Source organism: Psychrobacter luti, from assembly GCF_014192115.1.
GTDB classification, from domain to species: Bacteria; Pseudomonadota; Gammaproteobacteria; order Pseudomonadales; family Moraxellaceae; genus Psychrobacter; species Psychrobacter luti.
In genome coordinates this window covers 1-15,898 of sequence record NZ_JACHXL010000001.1, presented here as the reverse complement: position 1 = coordinate 15,898, position 15,898 = coordinate 1, and the positions used below count along the sequence as shown (strand labels likewise).

Here is a 15,898-nt window from a genome sequence, read left to right as displayed (position 1 = left end):
GCTGTGATCGTGGGCGCAGGAGTAACTATGGACAATATGCTATATATTATTGCCGGATTGGTATTTATTGTACTAATAGCGGTTTTGGTCGTGCGTAAAAATAAAGCACAAAAACCATCAGGGCAGCCAATTGTAAAGGCAGGGAAAACTGCGCCTAAAGAAACACCTATTCAAGTCAACAGTAATAATGACAAAAAATTTAATCCTATTGAGATTGCACAACGTTTCATGGATCAGCAGCGCTATGACAAAGCCATTGAAACGCTCAATCGCGGTCTCATTGAAAAACCTAATGATAGCCAATTATCTCTTAAACTACTTGCAATATACGCCACGATAGATCAATCTGATAACTTTAATAAAGTCTATGACTCTATTAAAACTCATGCTGATGCAAAAAGTATTGCTCAAGCAGACGAATTAAAAGCATTGCTGACTGAAGAACAAAATCAAGCAGCCAAACATGCTTTACCAGCTGACAATGGAGAAGATGCAGGTTTTGAGAGTATCGATTTTGATATACCTGCAGACAAAGTCGACAGTCAAAACGCCATTATTGATAACACTCTTGACGATGATGCAATTCAAACTACGGCCTATAGAAGCGACTTAACAGACAGCTCGGACAACACTTTAGCTACTTCTAATGATTTCGATAATATCGAGCAAGATTTTGACCTGAGCCTGAATGACTTAGAAAACGATATTAACGAGCCCACCGCTACTAGCATGACACCGGTTGCTGAGCTAAATATCGCTGATAATGAAATTTTATCTACTTCAGCTGTTATAAATGAAAATGAGAATAGTAGCGATAGCAGTGTCAGTGACTCCGATTTTGATTTTGAATTCGACTTAGCAGAGTCGCAAGATATCTCTACGGAAGCGCCTACTACCACTCTATCTAATGATACGTCTAGTGACATCACATTAGATGACAATGAAAACTTTGTCTTAGATTTGGCAGATTTAGAAATTGAAGCTAGCGATGATAACGTTTATGCTGATATTGATAAAGCTACTACAGAAGATATTCAACTAGAGCAAAAAGACTTTACTTTATCTCTCGATACTGTTGATCATATCAATGATACTGATACTGATACTGATACTGATACTTTCAATGTACCAGTTGAAGCAGAGACAGAAACACAGCCATCAAGTGAAACGCCTATTCTTATTGAAGACATTTTTGATGACTTTACTTTCGAAGACAATGCAGCGCAGGAAATAAATGAATTCCCTCATGAAACAGTAGCTTCTAGCACCGCACCTACGAATGTTAGGTTCGATGATAATACCCTGATTGATGATGATTTTGACTTTGATTCTCTAACAAGCACTCCAACAGCGACGACGCCAGTTGACCTTGCAAGCGAGTTTGAAAGCAACATTGATAGGAACGTTGATAGCGGAGTTACTCCTGACACTGCGGTTGAAAGCGCAGAAGACTTCTCATCACGCTTTGCGGCTGACTTTGATTTTGTCAAAACGTTAGACAGCAATCAAGTCACTCTAGACTTAGCCGGTCAATATGTACAGTTGGGTGAATATGATAGTGCCAAACGCTTACTCAATGAAGTCATAAGCCAAGGTACGAGCGAGCAACAAAGCCTAGCAAAAACCCTATTAGATCGCACTGCATAACAATTAGCACCTTTTCTTATCAGCAAGTATTCTATTATCATAAGAATACTTGCTGATTTTTTTTGCATTTAAGCTTTATACTCTCTATTATTATTCACTCTACCATTACTCATTATTTTTGCTAGAACGCGCCTTAAGACTTGGCGTCGTTTTCTTCTCTCACGTTTCTTCACTGTGTTAATACTATGCCCTCTTCTACTATGACAAAGACTCCCTCCAATCCTATTCGACTTATTTATGCTGGTGGTACTTTTGGTAGCTACGGGCGACCCTTAGCACCGTTATCGGCAGATATCTTTTTGCCGACCCTACAGAAATTATTGGCTGAGCAAACTAACGCTAATCATCTTCCTCAGATTTCATGGCTTGATAATGATTTAATTAAAGACAGCAGCCAGCTTACCCCTAGTGACTTTGTACATTTTTACCAGCTTTTGCTAGCGGCTTATGCACAAGGCGACAGGCGTTTTGTGCTTATTACTGGTACGGATACTTTAAGTTATTTGGGCGCGTTTTTAGCAGAGGCCTTCGCGGGTAGTGATATTTGCGTGGTCATCACCGCTAGTATGCGCCCATTATTAGACAGCGACGTGTTGCAATACTACGCGATTGACGCTGATAGCGACGCCTGGGATAACCTTACCGATTCATTAAAACTGGCGGCGGCTGGTGAATCAGGTGTCAAGATTGCTTTTGGCGATGAGTCTTGGCCTGCGCAGACTGTGCAAAAAATTCATAGCCACGATTTAATGGCATTTACCGGTCACTCTCGAGCGGCATATCCTGCCAATAGTTATATCAAAAATTTACCAGATACCCGCCGCCAACATTGGCTAGATGATCAGCAAGAATTGGTTAGTAATATTGAATCTCGTGCTAACCAAGCGCGCATTCATGCTTTATACTGCTTGCCAAACGACACCGAGGTCATGAGCAATCAGCTACAGGCATTATTATCACAGCCGCCTTGTGGCATTATTTTATTGGGTTTCGGTGCAGGTAACGTTCCTTATTCGTCACCGCTAGCAGAAGCACTAGAGCTTGCTTATAAAAACGGTCACATGGTGGTATGCGCTAGCCAGTCGCCATTTGGCGGGGTTAGTGAGAGCTATGCTGCCGGTAGTTGGCAATATGATTATCATGTAATTAGTGGCGGACGTTTAACGATTCCTGCTGTCTATGCACGGCTTTTATGGCTATTACTGCGTTATGATAGCCCAACAAGACGCCGTCAGCGCTGGCTCAACAATGTCAATCAAGCTGGCACTAGTATCAAGAAACGTTAGACTAGCGTTTAATATGCTTACTTTATAAGCACCAATACTGGGATATAAGTACCAATACTAGAATGTCCAATACCAACCATGTCCGAGATTAACATGCCCGAGATTAATAGCATCGAAGCTAAAGCTCCCCCAATCTACACATTAGCAATCGCTATTGAATTCTTGGGTACACACTATCATGGCTGGCAGCGGCAACGAGAAGTATTGGGCGTCCAAGAAGCGTTAGAGACAGCTATCGGTAAAGTCGCTAATGAGGTAGTAGAGGTCGTCGCGGCTGGTCGTACTGATGCAAGCGTGCATGCCAGCAATATGATTGCCCATTTTACGACGCACGCCTATCGTCCCACTACCAACTGGCTTCGCGGCGTCAACAGCTTATTACCTGATGATATCGCCCTACGCTGGATACAGCCGATGCCTGACGATTTTCATGCCCGTTTTGGTGCCATTGCTCGTCGGTATCGTTATATCACGCTCAATCAAGCTCAGCGCCCTGCTATTTTGAATCATCAAGTGACTCACATTTATGAGCCGCTGGATTTAGCAGCGATGCAAGTAGCGACAGCCGATATTGTTGGTACACATGATTTTAGTAGCTACCGTGCCGCTGCCTGTCAATCTAATCAGCCCGTCCGCTCTGTCAGTCATGCAAAGCTCTTTGCCCACGGTCAGTTTATTGTTTTTGACATTCAAGCAGACGGATTTTTGCATCATATGGTGCGTAATTTAATGGGCACTTTATATGCCATTGGTCGACATGAGTTGCCGCCAGAAGCCTTTTTGGATATTTTAGCCAAAAAAGACCGTACGATTGCGCCGCCGACAGCTTCAGGAGATGGCCTTTACTTTATTAATGCCTATTATCCTGAGCAGTTTCAAACATTACTACCAAATGCGCCGCTCACTCCTGTTTGGCTCAATCTGCCCGATTAATTTAATATAAGTCGGAACAATCAATAAAAGATGACATACATATCACCTACAGGCTGTCAAGCAAAAATCAGGTTCTGTATTGCTTTAATCCGCTAAGTTACGTATAATATGGGCTTATTTTTAATTGATTGATACAAATTATGGCAAAAGACGATATTATTGAATTTGAAGGCGAAGTTATTGATACCCTTCCAAATACATTGTTTAAAGTTCGCTTAGAAAACGGACACGAAATCATTGCGCATATCTCAGGTAAGATGCGTAAACATTACATTCGCATTTTGACTGGCGATAAAGTTAAGGTTGAGATGACGCCTTACGACTTATCAAAAGGTCGCATTACTTACCGTGGTAAAAACTAAATTCTTATTGGCTAAAATGGTTATAACAGCATTAATATAAATGCTTGAGAGGTTTAACTGATAATAATAATGATACTGCTAGCCTACTCATTATTGCCTATCATATTTTAGTCTATTAATATTGTTTTTTGCTTTTACCATAAAAAATACCGCTACTTTTAGCGGTATTTTTTTGTCTTTATTTTAAGATTAAAACTTTAAGAGTTAATTATTTTTAAAAACGACTTTTAAATAGCAGTTTTTAAATAATTACCTTTAAATATAGTGAATTCACTTCGCAATCAATAAAGTGCGATTGGGATGAATTTTTCGTAGCCTCTGTGATAACAGCAAGCAAGGAAAATTTATACCAATTGTACGTAACTATTAGCGTATCTAGCACATTGATTTTGTTTTTAACTAACTATAAATGAATTATTTAAACTCAACGGTTGCGCCATTTTGAATCACCCCTAGCAGTGCAAGCGCGTCCCAGTTGGTCAGGCGAATACAACCTGCTGATGCTTGACGGCTAATACGGGCAGGATCTGGTGAACCATGAATACCGTATGAAGGCTTACTCAGTCCTATCCATACCAGCCCGACTGGATTATTAGGACCTGGTGGAATGATGGCTTTGCTACCATCAGTGCCCGTATAAGTATAATTGGGCTCATGTACCTTTACTTCTACCGTATGCGTCCCTGTTGGCGACGGCGTTGCTGTGCTGCCTACCGTGGTCGGATAGCTGGCAATTAAGTTACCCTTAGCATCATAAGCGTATAGCGTTTCGGTGGCTTTATCAGCGACGACTCGGCTCACAGGCTTCGTATTAGGATTGCCTGGGTTATAAACAGTGATGGTTTCACCAGCGGTAAATTTAGCGGTAGGATTGAACGTTTTAAGATATTTTTCACTGATATGGAACTTTTCTGCTAAGCCTTCCGTCACGCTTTCATAATACATACCATCGAGCTTAGCCTTGGCTTCTGCGCCTGCTGGAATGCTCGTGGTTTTAATATTAACATCCGCTTCACTCAGCTGATAACTGACCAATACTGGCTGTGTCATCAGTTTTTCATTTCTGGTTAATGCTTGCCAAGTTTCATTATTCAAATCATTAGTTACGGTCAAGCCATTGGCCTTTTGAAAAGCTTGCATGGCCTTGATGGTATTTTTACCCCAATAGCCATCTACCGGACCAACCCCATTTTGGTTCCAGTTCAACAAAGCTTGTAGCTTAGTGCCGATATTACGATCGATTTTAGTGCCTTCTTTCCAAGTAGCAGCATTTATCTTTTGCGCGACTGCTGGCAGATTTTCTGTCGTATATTTAATGGTCGGTAAAAATTTATTCAACGATACGGCAGCTCTACTATTACCCGCAACTTTTTGGCTTACACCATTAGTCACTGGGCTGATATCTTTGGCATTATTAGCAGTAGCTTCTTTAGTGACAGTATTAGGCGCTGCTTTACTGGTAACGGTTTCATTGGTAGCGGCGTTGCTTGGCGCATTTGCACTATTATTATCGTTAGTAGTATTATCATTAGTAGCGGCAAAGCTTTGGCCCATGAATAAAACTGTCGATAAACCAAAGACTGCTAATGCGCTGCTAATTTTGGTTAATTGGTACATGTAAAACTCCTAGAGTAATTATTGTTATTAATGTTATTAATGTTGTTTTTTATTAGAAATTTAATGGTAAAAACTCACTATTAAGACATTTATTTTGAGTAATTTTTAATGTCTTAATAAAATATTTATTTCGTAGAAAAACTAAGGTTAATAAATAGCGCTTATTTTAATGACTTAGTATTTTAATAACTTAGTAAGCTCGCCTATAGTGACATATTAGCCTGTCAGCATATAACAGCTTTATGTTAATAAAAGTCTTATCCTGCGGTATCTGTGTTAAAAAAAGTCCTTTTTTGCGACTACCTTATTGAGTGTGTTACGGTGAATAAATCTTTTAAATAAGCATAAAAAAAACCCATAACTTGCTAAGCAAATTATGGGTTTCTCGCTATAAGAATTTCTAATTATCAAGCTTTCTAGTTTTTAGGCTTTCTAGTTAACAATATTTAAAAAGTTCGCTTATATTAAAGCTGCATTATTGAACCAATTTTGCCAGAACCGCCTGCCCCATCTCTTGACAACCTACTTGTTTGAGACCAGTTTCGCTGCGATCTAGGATATCAATGGTACGTAAACCATCGTCAAGTACATCACTGACCGCTTGCTCAATCGCTTGCGCAGCTTCTTCTTTCTTAAAGGTATAACGCAGCATCATCGCCACAGATAAAATGGTCGCCAATGGATTGGCTTTATCTTGACCAGCGATATCAGGAGCTGAACCATGGCAAGGCTCATACATGCCTTTACCCGCTTCATCGAGGCTCGCAGACGGCAGCATACCGATAGAGCCGGTCAACATCGCCGCTTCATCAGATAAAATATCACCAAACATATTGCCAGTGACCATCACATCAAACTGCTTTGGGTCTTTAATCAGCTGCATACAAGCATTGTCAGCGTACATATGCGATAACGCTACATCGTTATAATCCGCTTGCTGTATCTCAATCATCGTCTGCTTCCACAGCTCAGTGACTTCTAAGACATTGGCTTTATCTATAGAACAAACCTTGGCTGGCCTGCCTGCTGCTTGTGCACGGGTTTTTGCCAGCTCAAAAGCGACTTTACCGATACGTTGAATTTCACTGGTGCTATAAACCATGGTGTTATAGCCTTGCTGCTCACCATTCTCTAACGTACGAATACCGCGCGGCTCACCGAAATAAATACCGCCAGTCAATTCACGCACAATCAGCAAATCCAAACCCGAGATAATCTCAGGCTTGATACTTGAGGCATTAACAAGCTGCGGGTAAAGTTTTGCCACTCGCAGATTGGCAAACAAACCAAGCTCACTGCGAATTTTAAGTAAACCACGCTCAGGACGTTTGCTACGCTCAATAGCATCCCACTTAGGACCACCAACCGCACCCAATAACACTGCATCCGCTGCGCGCGCACGTTCTAGCGTCTCTTCGGGCAACGGTTCACCTGTGGCATCAAACGCCACACCACCGATTAATCCAGATTCAAGGGTCAAGCCTAATTCAAACTTATTATTGACAGCATTAAGCACATCAACGGCTTGAGTCATGATTTCAGGGCCGATGCCATCGCCTGCTAGTGTTAAAATCGTTGCCATACTGATCCTTGTTAGTAAATGGTTAAGTAAATTATTCTTTATAGAATTGATATTTATGCTACTGCTACATATGGTATTGCTATTTAGGATACTGCTAACGAGCTTATAAGAGCCTGTTAAAAAATGACTTCTTGTGTAAGGCATTACACAAGAAGTCAGGGTCTATCTGTTTAAATAAGTTTATTTAAATAAATTTCGATGTAAACGCCTTTTTATAAAACTCTGGCTTTCACTTTGGTTTTTAACTGTGACTGAGCAGGTGCTGGTACATTCTTCACAACACGAGTTTCCACAAACTCTCCTTGATGCTCAGCCCCTACCTCTTTACAAAAGCGGCGCTCGACACTATTGCCTTGATAAAGCTCAACACATAACGGCTCTGGCGAAGCGCTATCAAGCAAACTGCCTGAGTTGTTGCTAGACTTTTTTTGATAAGCGCGCAGCTGATAGGTACCTGCCTCAGCAAAGTCGTGAATCATCGCAAAACGCTCGACATAGCCCACGTTATTTTCTGGATAGAAGTTAACTTGTACCTCGCGTTTGCCAGGTTTTACTCGCGCATAATAATTGGTTAGCCCAAGCATAGCAGATGCTGACAAAGGTACAATTTTTATCGCTTTTTTATGAGTAAGCGGCGTCATATCCATCGCCATTGGTGCTTGTCCATGTTTATTACTAGTACGTCTGTTACCGTTTGCATTCACCTCTTGCATCGCAACCAGCATGGCAGGATTAAGAGGCTCATGAGTATCACTACCTATAATGCGCGTCTGGTCTATACGGGCAATTTCGCAATGATAAGTGCCGACACAGGCAATATTTACTTCACCGGCGACAGGGTTTATTTTCCCTGTCCACACCTTGGCATTTTCTGCCGAGTCTATTTGTTGATAACCCGTCAATACCTGACAGCCAGATAATAATAAACTTGCGGCAATAGCCGTACTTGTCCATACAACAAAACGTGTTTTATTCATAATGGTGGCTACTATATTATGAGGTAGAAATTACGATAAGATAAAAATACATTATCATTCATTTTAGCCACTTAATTACCATAACTCAACGCTGTATTAGCGTTGAGCACTTTTATATGTTGATTAATATCTTCTACTAAAAAAATTTTATCAATCCTTTGAATAATAAGGACTATTCTCTAATAGCTATGCTCTAACGTCATTAAATATCCAAGGCGTTTTTTGCATCATTTTATGCTCATAGTCTTTAATCGCATCGCTTTGCTGCAACGTCAGCCCGATATCATCAAGACCATTTAGCAAGCAATGCTTACGAAACTCATCGACCTCAAAAGCATACTCTTCACCGCTTGGGGTAATAACCACTTGACGCTCTAAGTCTGCGGTCAACTCATAGCCTTCATTGGCAAGCGTTGCTTTCATCAAAGTATCAACAATAGCTTCATCCAAGACGATTGGAAGCATGCCATTTTTAAAGCAGTTATTATAAAAAATATCGGCAAAGCTTGGCGCAATGACAGTACGAAAACCGTATTCAGACAACGCCCAAGGCGCGTGCTCACGGCTCGAGCCACAACCAAAGTTTCTGCGTGCCAGCAATATGGTTGCACCTTGATAACGTGGCTGATTTAGAACAAAATCTGGGTTAATAACGCGAGTGCTGTTATCTTGACCCGGATAGCCTTCGTCAAGATAACGCCAGTCATCGAATAAATTGACACCAAAGCCAGTACGTTTAATGGATTTTAAAAACTGTTTTGCGATGATTTGATCGGTATCGACGTTTGCGCGATCGAGTGGGCAAACGATACCAGTTTGGGTGTTATAAGCTTGCATAAGATTTCCTATCAAATATATTTATAATCGATAAATAAAGCATGTGGTCTAAAATTAAAACGTGCGCACATCAACAAAGTGACCAGCCAAAGCTGCTGCTGCTGCCATCGCTGGGCTGACCAAATGCGTACGACCGCCATTACCCTGACGACCCTCAAAGTTACGGTTGGACGTTGAGGCACAATGCTCTTGTGGCTCAAGCTTATCGGCATTCATCGCCAAACACATAGAACAACCCGGCTCGCGCCACTCAAAACCCGCTTCCGTAAACAATGTATCCAAACCTTCTGCTTCTGCCTGCAATTTCACTTGACCAGAACCTGCAACAACAATTGCTTCTTTAATATTATCGGCAACTTTACGACCTTTAATCACCGCTGCTGCATCACGCAAATCTTCGATACGTGAGTTTGTACATGAACCAATGAAGATACGATCAAGCTGGATATCAGTAATTTTTTGGCCAGCTTCTAAACCCATATAAGTATAAGCGCGCAACCAGCCTTCTTCTTGCGCTTCATCAGCCGCTTGGTCAGGGGTTGGTACCGATTGAGTGATATCAACGACCATTTCAGGTGAGGTGCCCCAAGACACTTGCGGTGCTATCTGGCTACCATCAATCTCAACCACAGTGTCAAATACGGCATCATCATCTGAGTACAGGGTGCGCCAATAAGCTTCTGCTTGCTCCCACTGCTCCTCAGTCGGTGCATAAGGGCGACCTTTCACATACTCAATGGTAGTATCATCGACGGCAACCATGCCGACGCGTGCACCCGCTTCAATTGCCATATTACAGACGGTCATACGACCTTCCATGCTCATGTCTTCAAATACTTGCCCAGCAAATTCAATCGCATGCCCTGTCCCGCCAGCAGTGCCAATCTTGGCAATGATAGCAAGCACTACATCTTTTGATGTCACGCCAGCGCCAAGCTTGCCAGTAACACGGATTTGCATATTTTTTGATTTCTTTTGAATCAAACACTGAGTTGCCAATACATGCTCAACTTCTGATGTGCCGATACCATGCGCTAAACAGCCAAGTGCGCCATGAGTCGCGGTATGTGAATCACCACAAACGACCGTCATACCAGGCAATACCAAACCTTGCTCAGGGCCAACGACGTGCAAGATACCTTGACGCGCATCATTAATGGTAAATTCAGCAATATCAAACTTGGCACAGTTTTCATCTAAGGTCAGTACTTGTAAGCGCGATACCTTATCTTTAATACCCGCCACACCTTCAGAGCGCTCTTTAGTGACCGTCGGTACATTATGGTCAGGGCTTGCGATATTAGCCGACAGACGCCACGGTGCACGATTGGCAAGCTCTAAACCTTCAAATGCTTGCGGGCTTGTCACTTCATGTAGCAAATGGCGGTCGATATAAATCAGGCTCGAACCATCGTCACGCTTGGTGACTTCGTGAGCATTCCAAAGTTTGTCATATAACGTTTGACCGGCCATGTTGCTATCCTTTTTTAGTTGCTAATTTCTGAATGACTACTTTAATAATGAATGAGTGACAAAATCTTTTTGTCTACTGACGCACTTTACTTTAATACTTCGTTAATACTTATTTAATCATTGATGTTATATAGAGCATCATAAAGACGTTATAGGCACAAAGAATAAGTATAAATATTTTATAATACTTATCATCTATTGCATTAATGGCTACCCAAAATACGCCATATGCTACTAATCATGACGTTAACAGAATAAATATGTGACAATACGTCTTGATGTCTTGTGATTATAGCAGGCTAATCCTATAATAATAATTGATGATTTTTGCATAGTCACAAACTTTTATTTCTAATTAATTATGATTAGGCTAGCCAACTTTTATTTATAGCTCGTTACGTAGCTAAGGACATCGGTGTGAATACCACAAATTTGACGACATTTGTCACTGTTATGCAGACAGGCAGCATCTCAGGTGCAGCAGAAAAGCTGTTTATTACTCAGCCTGCGGTCAGTAAGCGCATCAAAAATTTAGAAGATGAGTTTAGTATCACCCTATTTGATACGGTTGGGCGCGGCATTGTACCGACCCAAGCTGCCAGTGAAATGCTGCCTCATGCCAAACGCTGGCTTGAAGATTATGAAAACTTTAAAATCAACCTACAACATTCTAAACATATTGTATCCGGTAAACTCGTTATCGGTACCAGCCACCATATCGGCTTACACCACCTAGCCCCTGTGCTTAAGCATTTTATCCAAGCTTATCCTGCTGTACAACTAGAAGTGCATTTTGTCGACTCAGAAACTGCTCATAAAGCGGTGCTCGATGGCGATTTGTCATTGGCGTTTTTAACGCTGCCGCCCGTCTACGATAAGCGTTTGACCTATCATACTTTGTGGTCAGATCCACTGTATTTTATGACCGGCACCTTATCGCCATTAGCGACAAAGTCCAATGTGACGTTGGAGCAATTGGCACGCTATCCTGCTATTTTGCCATCTGCCAATACCTTTACCAGTCAGATTACCTTAGCGGAATTTGCTAAGCACAATCTAAAACCTTACGCCACCATGAGTACCAATCCCCTTGAGTCTATTCGGATGTTGGTTTCTGTGGGGCTTGGCTGGTCGGTATTACCACAAACCATGGTCAGTCAAGATTTAGAACGTATTGATATGGCAGATAATATCGAATTGCAACGTTATTTGGGTGTGGTCATCAATCCAAAACTGACGCAATCTAGCAGCGTGACAGCATTGTTAGAGCTACTAGCGCCCATTGAATAAAGAGTAAGTAGGCTCTTGAATAATGTTGGCTAAAAGAACTGCTTTATTTAGCAAAATAGCGCATTCGCATTTGTACCACTCATACGTTATAATACATTTGACGTTGTTTAGATAACATAAACTTACCTTAAACACACTGATAGTCATATATTGAACACTTCTAGTAATATATGATAGTAAGCAGTAGGTTTAGTGGTTTTAAATGATTGGTTATATAAACGACTGATATTTATACATGATCAGCAGATGCGAGCGATGAGATTATAAAATTGACAGATGTATATGCCGTTTCAGCTTAATCATGACTTTATAGATAGCAGTCCTAGAACAGCATCAATCATATAAAACTAACAGAAGATTTTGAATAAAAGCCATTATGTCCTACTTAATGGCTTTTTTCGTCTTTAGATTCTTTCATCTTAAGACATTGTTTTCGAGCAGCGTCTTGTAAGACTTAATTTTTCTCGTTGAAAATAATTGACAGCCAACCATGTTGGTTAAGGACAGTTTATATGAACGGAGTTTCTAGTGGCGTGCTGGTATCACTTGGCGCCTATTTCTTAGTGATGATTGGGATTGGCATTTATGCTTACTTTAAGCAAGCCAATGATACTGAAGGTTATATGCTAGGCGGTCGTAGCCTAGGTCCTGCAGTAACTGCCTTATCAGCAGGCGCTTCAGATATGTCAGGGTGGCTACTACTTGGTCTACCTGGCTATATGTATGCTGATGGTGTGGTCAGTATCTGGATTGCTCTTGGTTTAACCTTGGGTGCCTTTTTAAATTACCTCATCGTGGCACCGCGCCTTCGTGTTTATACCGAAGTCGCTGATAATGCCATCACCCTACCCGATTATTTCGCCAACCGCTTTGAAGATAAGTCGCATATGCTGCGTGTCATCTCTGCTGTGGTTATCATTTTATTCTTTACGGTTTATACCGCTGCAAGCTTAGTTGGTGGTGGTAAACTTTTCGAAAGCTCGCTAAATCTATCATATAGTACAGGTCTATGGGTGACCGCTGGTGTCGTTGTTGCTTACACGCTATTTGGTGGTTTCTTAGCCGTATCGATGACCGACTTTGTACAGGGTGTCATCATGCTGTTTGCAATGGTCATTGTCCCTATCGTTGCTTTCACAGATCTTGGCGGTATTTCAGCCACGACAGAAGCGGTCAGAAACATCGACCCAAGCTTGCTTAATGTGACGAGTGGTATGAGTATCCTCGGTATTGTGTCGTTAATGGCATGGGGTTTAGGATACTTTGGTCAGCCTCATATTATCGTTCGCTTTATGGCAATTCGCTCAGTTAAGGATATCCCTGCTGCGCGTAACATCGGTATGAGCTGGATGATCATCAGTCTTATTGGTGCCTTGATGACTGGTTTTGCTGGTCGCGCTTATATACAAAAAACGGCCATGACGATAGATGATCCAGAGACTATCTTTCTAGTATTCACGCAATTCTTGTTCCATCCATTGGTTTCAGGTTTCTTATTGGCCGCTATTTTAGCCGCTATTATGAGTACCATCTCATCGCAGCTATTGGTAGTATCAAGCTCATTAACTAAAGACGTTTATAAGCTTTTCTTTGATAGAGATGCGCCAGAAGCCCGTCAAGTATTGGTCGGTAGACTCTCAGTTATTGTAGTTGCTGTAGTTGCTATCTTGTTGGCTTCTAACCCTGAAAGCTCGGTACTTAACCTAGTATCTAATGCTTGGGCAGGATTTGGTGCAGCATTTGGACCCTTGGTTATCTTCAGTCTCACATGGCGTCGTATGAACCGTAATGGCGCAGTTGCCGGTATGGTTGTCGGTGCACTGACTGTTATCCTATGGGTCTATGGTCCATTCCAGATGAATGGCGTCCCGTTAAACAGCTGGTTATATGCTATCGTTCCAGGCTTTATCTTAAGTACCATCGCTATCTTTGCAGTTAGTATCATGACTGGTGGTCCAAGACCTTCAGTATCAGCGAAGTTTGAAGAAATGGAAATGAACTTAGATAAATAAGCACTTTTTATTCATTATTGTATGACAAAAAAACCTCGCTAATTGGCGAGGTTTTTTTGTGAGAACAATCTATACAATCTATTGCATTAAAAGCTTTTGGTTAATAATACCGTTGCTGATTTTTCATCACGATCATCATAGTAAGCAAAGTTACTTGAGGTTGTTTCATAATCAAATACCAATCGCGGCGTCAGCCCCAATAAAGTAAAGTCACGCTTCCATACTTGCAACCCCAACGAGACTGTTTTATCTTCTCTTGTTGAACCAGGTTTACCACCTACAACACTATAATAACCATTATAACCTTGGCTTCCAGGCGCATAAGCATCTGCAGGATCATCATATTTTTTAATGCCATAACCAGCGGTCGTTAGTGTTGATATCCCTTTTTTCCATTCACGACCCCAACCCCCATTAATTGAGTTACGATCATAACTAATGATGCTTGATTTGGGCACATCATTTTGATAGTTACCTAAACCGCCATAAAAATATTCTTTGGCATCTTTAATATAAAAAGCATTTATCCCCAGAAAGCGCCCATCTGTCTCACGATTTGCATTGCTATCATCTTCAAAGGTTTCGTTAGAAAAAATAGTCGTGGCTGATAGTTTAAGTTTTGGTTTGACCCAGCGTGAGCCGCTGACGGTTACCCCTTTACGTAAACTGTAAGCCTCTTCATCATAATAACGCTTGGTCACAAATGGTGTGAGCGATACATCGTTTTTGGCATCATCGTAGCCGACACCAGTAGAGGCAGTTAACAGATAGTCGTTATAATCAGTCTGATCCCAATAGCCTTTTAAGGAGGCATTGCCACCTACCGTCGCATAGAAATTATTGGGTAGATTAAAGCGTTTATTGGCACTACCAGAAACTTGAATACCATTGGCTGATTGCTGCTCAACTGAATTTAGATCACCGTTAGAAATCGACTTTGATGGTGCATCATTAATATTATTATCTCTGACATAGCTTGCAGAAGCATTAAATTGCCATTGCTCTAGATTATTAATACGTGCTAATGAATTTCTTACAGTAGACATAACCGGTGCTGGCAATTCGACTGCCTGAAGTTTAGTAAGTTGCTCTTTAGCCGCGACATATTGCTTATCAGCTAGTAGTGCTATCGCCATATTTAGGCGAACAGGATGGAAATCTGGATCTGCTGCTAGCATTTCACGATAGATTTCAATAGCTTGTTTATTTTTGGCTTCACTACGATATATCAAGGCGTCGGCAAACTTGATAAGCATAGGATCATTATTTTCTAGCACCTTATAATGAGGCAGCAATTGTTTTACTGTTTCCATGTCTTGAGCTGCCAACGCAGTATTTAAGAACTTGCTAAACATCACTGGGTTAGCTTTTAAAGCATCTAAATTATATGAAGCAGCAGCTGCAAGTTGCTGACGACTTACAATGGCTCGCTGCGCCTCATTATCGCTAATAGTAGTAGAAGGAGCGGTAGGGTTTGATACAGCTGTCTGATTCTCACGTTTGAGCAGTTCAGCAGCTTGGTCAAGTTCAGGTCCTATCTGCGGTATTGAATCTTCTGCCATAACTGGTAAAGAAAAAGCCATTATAGCTAGTAAAATAGAAGTAGCGAGAGGTTTGCGCATATATTGATTATTCATGGGTATCCTTACCTAAGTACTATCATTAATTTTCCAAACAATTTTCCAAACTTAATCATCCTAAGGGATTTTAATAATTTAAGCGAGAAAAAAAGCGTCCTAGGACGCTTTTTCTTTGCTTCATACAGTCATATTACTTTATTGCTTTGTAGCACCAAAGGTACCTTGGAAGGTTGTACCCGTTCCAGCTGTTGTGCCAGACCCACCTGGCTCTAGCGCCTCTTGGTAGATACCACCTAAGAACT

12 protein-coding genes are annotated in these 15,898 nt (G+C 41.3%); 6 read left to right on the top strand and 6 right to left on the bottom strand.

What is annotated here, in order from left to right:
• The first annotated feature begins 27 nt into the window (after positions 1-27).
• From FHS24_RS00060 to infA, 4 genes are all read left to right on the top strand, one after another.
• Complete coding sequence (locus FHS24_RS00060) at positions 28-1,647, top strand: FimV/HubP family polar landmark protein (RefSeq protein WP_183617624.1); 1,620 nt, start codon at positions 28-30, stop codon at positions 1,645-1,647.
• Positions 1,648-1,847: 200 nt separating this feature from the next.
• Complete coding sequence (locus FHS24_RS00055; protein ID WP_227671758.1) at positions 1,848-2,933, top strand: asparaginase; 1,086 nt, start codon at positions 1,848-1,850, stop codon at positions 2,931-2,933.
• Positions 2,934-3,026: 93 nt separating this feature from the next.
• On the top strand, positions 3,027-3,866 hold the full coding sequence (gene truA / locus FHS24_RS00050) for a tRNA pseudouridine(38-40) synthase TruA (protein ID WP_183617620.1): 840 nt from the start codon (positions 3,027-3,029) through the stop codon (positions 3,864-3,866).
• A gap of 140 nt (positions 3,867-4,006) precedes the next feature.
• Positions 4,007-4,228 carry a translation initiation factor IF-1 gene (infA, locus tag FHS24_RS00045; protein WP_021814850.1) on the top strand — a complete coding sequence of 74 codons (222 nt, stop codon included), beginning with the start codon at positions 4,007-4,009 and terminating at the stop codon, positions 4,226-4,228.
• Positions 4,229-4,642: 414 nt separating this feature from the next.
• On the opposite strand, the gene FHS24_RS00040 is transcribed toward infA, so the two are convergent.
• From FHS24_RS00040 to leuC, 5 genes are all read right to left on the bottom strand, one after another.
• Positions 4,643-5,845 (bottom strand): L,D-transpeptidase family protein, encoded by a 1,203-nt coding sequence (locus tag FHS24_RS00040; protein ID WP_183617618.1) that lies wholly within the window; start codon positions 5,843-5,845, stop codon positions 4,643-4,645.
• Positions 5,846-6,320: 475 nt separating this feature from the next.
• Positions 6,321-7,427, bottom strand: a complete 1,107-nt coding sequence (gene leuB, locus FHS24_RS00035; RefSeq protein ID WP_183617616.1) for a 3-isopropylmalate dehydrogenase — start codon at positions 7,425-7,427, stop codon at positions 6,321-6,323.
• A 212-nt stretch (positions 7,428-7,639) separates the two neighbouring features.
• Positions 7,640-8,404, bottom strand: a complete 765-nt coding sequence (locus tag FHS24_RS00030) for a hypothetical protein (RefSeq protein ID WP_183617614.1) — start codon at positions 8,402-8,404, stop codon at positions 7,640-7,642.
• 186 nt (positions 8,405-8,590) lie between these two features.
• Positions 8,591-9,241, bottom strand: coding sequence for a 3-isopropylmalate dehydratase small subunit (leuD, locus tag FHS24_RS00025; RefSeq protein WP_183617612.1), 651 nt, complete (start codon positions 9,239-9,241; stop codon positions 8,591-8,593).
• Between the two features lie 54 nt (positions 9,242-9,295).
• Positions 9,296-10,714 carry a 3-isopropylmalate dehydratase large subunit gene (leuC, locus tag FHS24_RS00020; protein ID WP_183617610.1) on the bottom strand — a complete coding sequence of 473 codons (1,419 nt, stop codon included), beginning with the start codon at positions 10,712-10,714 and terminating at the stop codon, positions 9,296-9,298.
• 417 nt (positions 10,715-11,131) lie between these two features.
• Here leuC and FHS24_RS00015 point away from each other — a divergent pair, with 417 nt between their 5' ends.
• Positions 11,132-12,004: a LysR family transcriptional regulator gene (locus FHS24_RS00015; RefSeq protein WP_183617608.1), complete on the top strand. Its 873-nt coding sequence runs from the start codon at positions 11,132-11,134 to the stop codon at positions 12,002-12,004.
• 512 nt (positions 12,005-12,516) lie between these two features.
• On the top strand, positions 12,517-14,016 hold the full coding sequence (putP, locus tag FHS24_RS00010) for a sodium/proline symporter PutP (RefSeq protein ID WP_183617606.1): 1,500 nt from the start codon (positions 12,517-12,519) through the stop codon (positions 14,014-14,016).
• A gap of 86 nt (positions 14,017-14,102) precedes the next feature.
• On the opposite strand, the gene FHS24_RS00005 is transcribed toward putP, so the two are convergent.
• On the bottom strand, positions 14,103-15,653 hold the full coding sequence (locus tag FHS24_RS00005; RefSeq protein ID WP_183617604.1) for a surface lipoprotein assembly modifier: 1,551 nt from the start codon (positions 15,651-15,653) through the stop codon (positions 14,103-14,105).
• Positions 15,654-15,898: the final 245 nt, after the last annotated feature.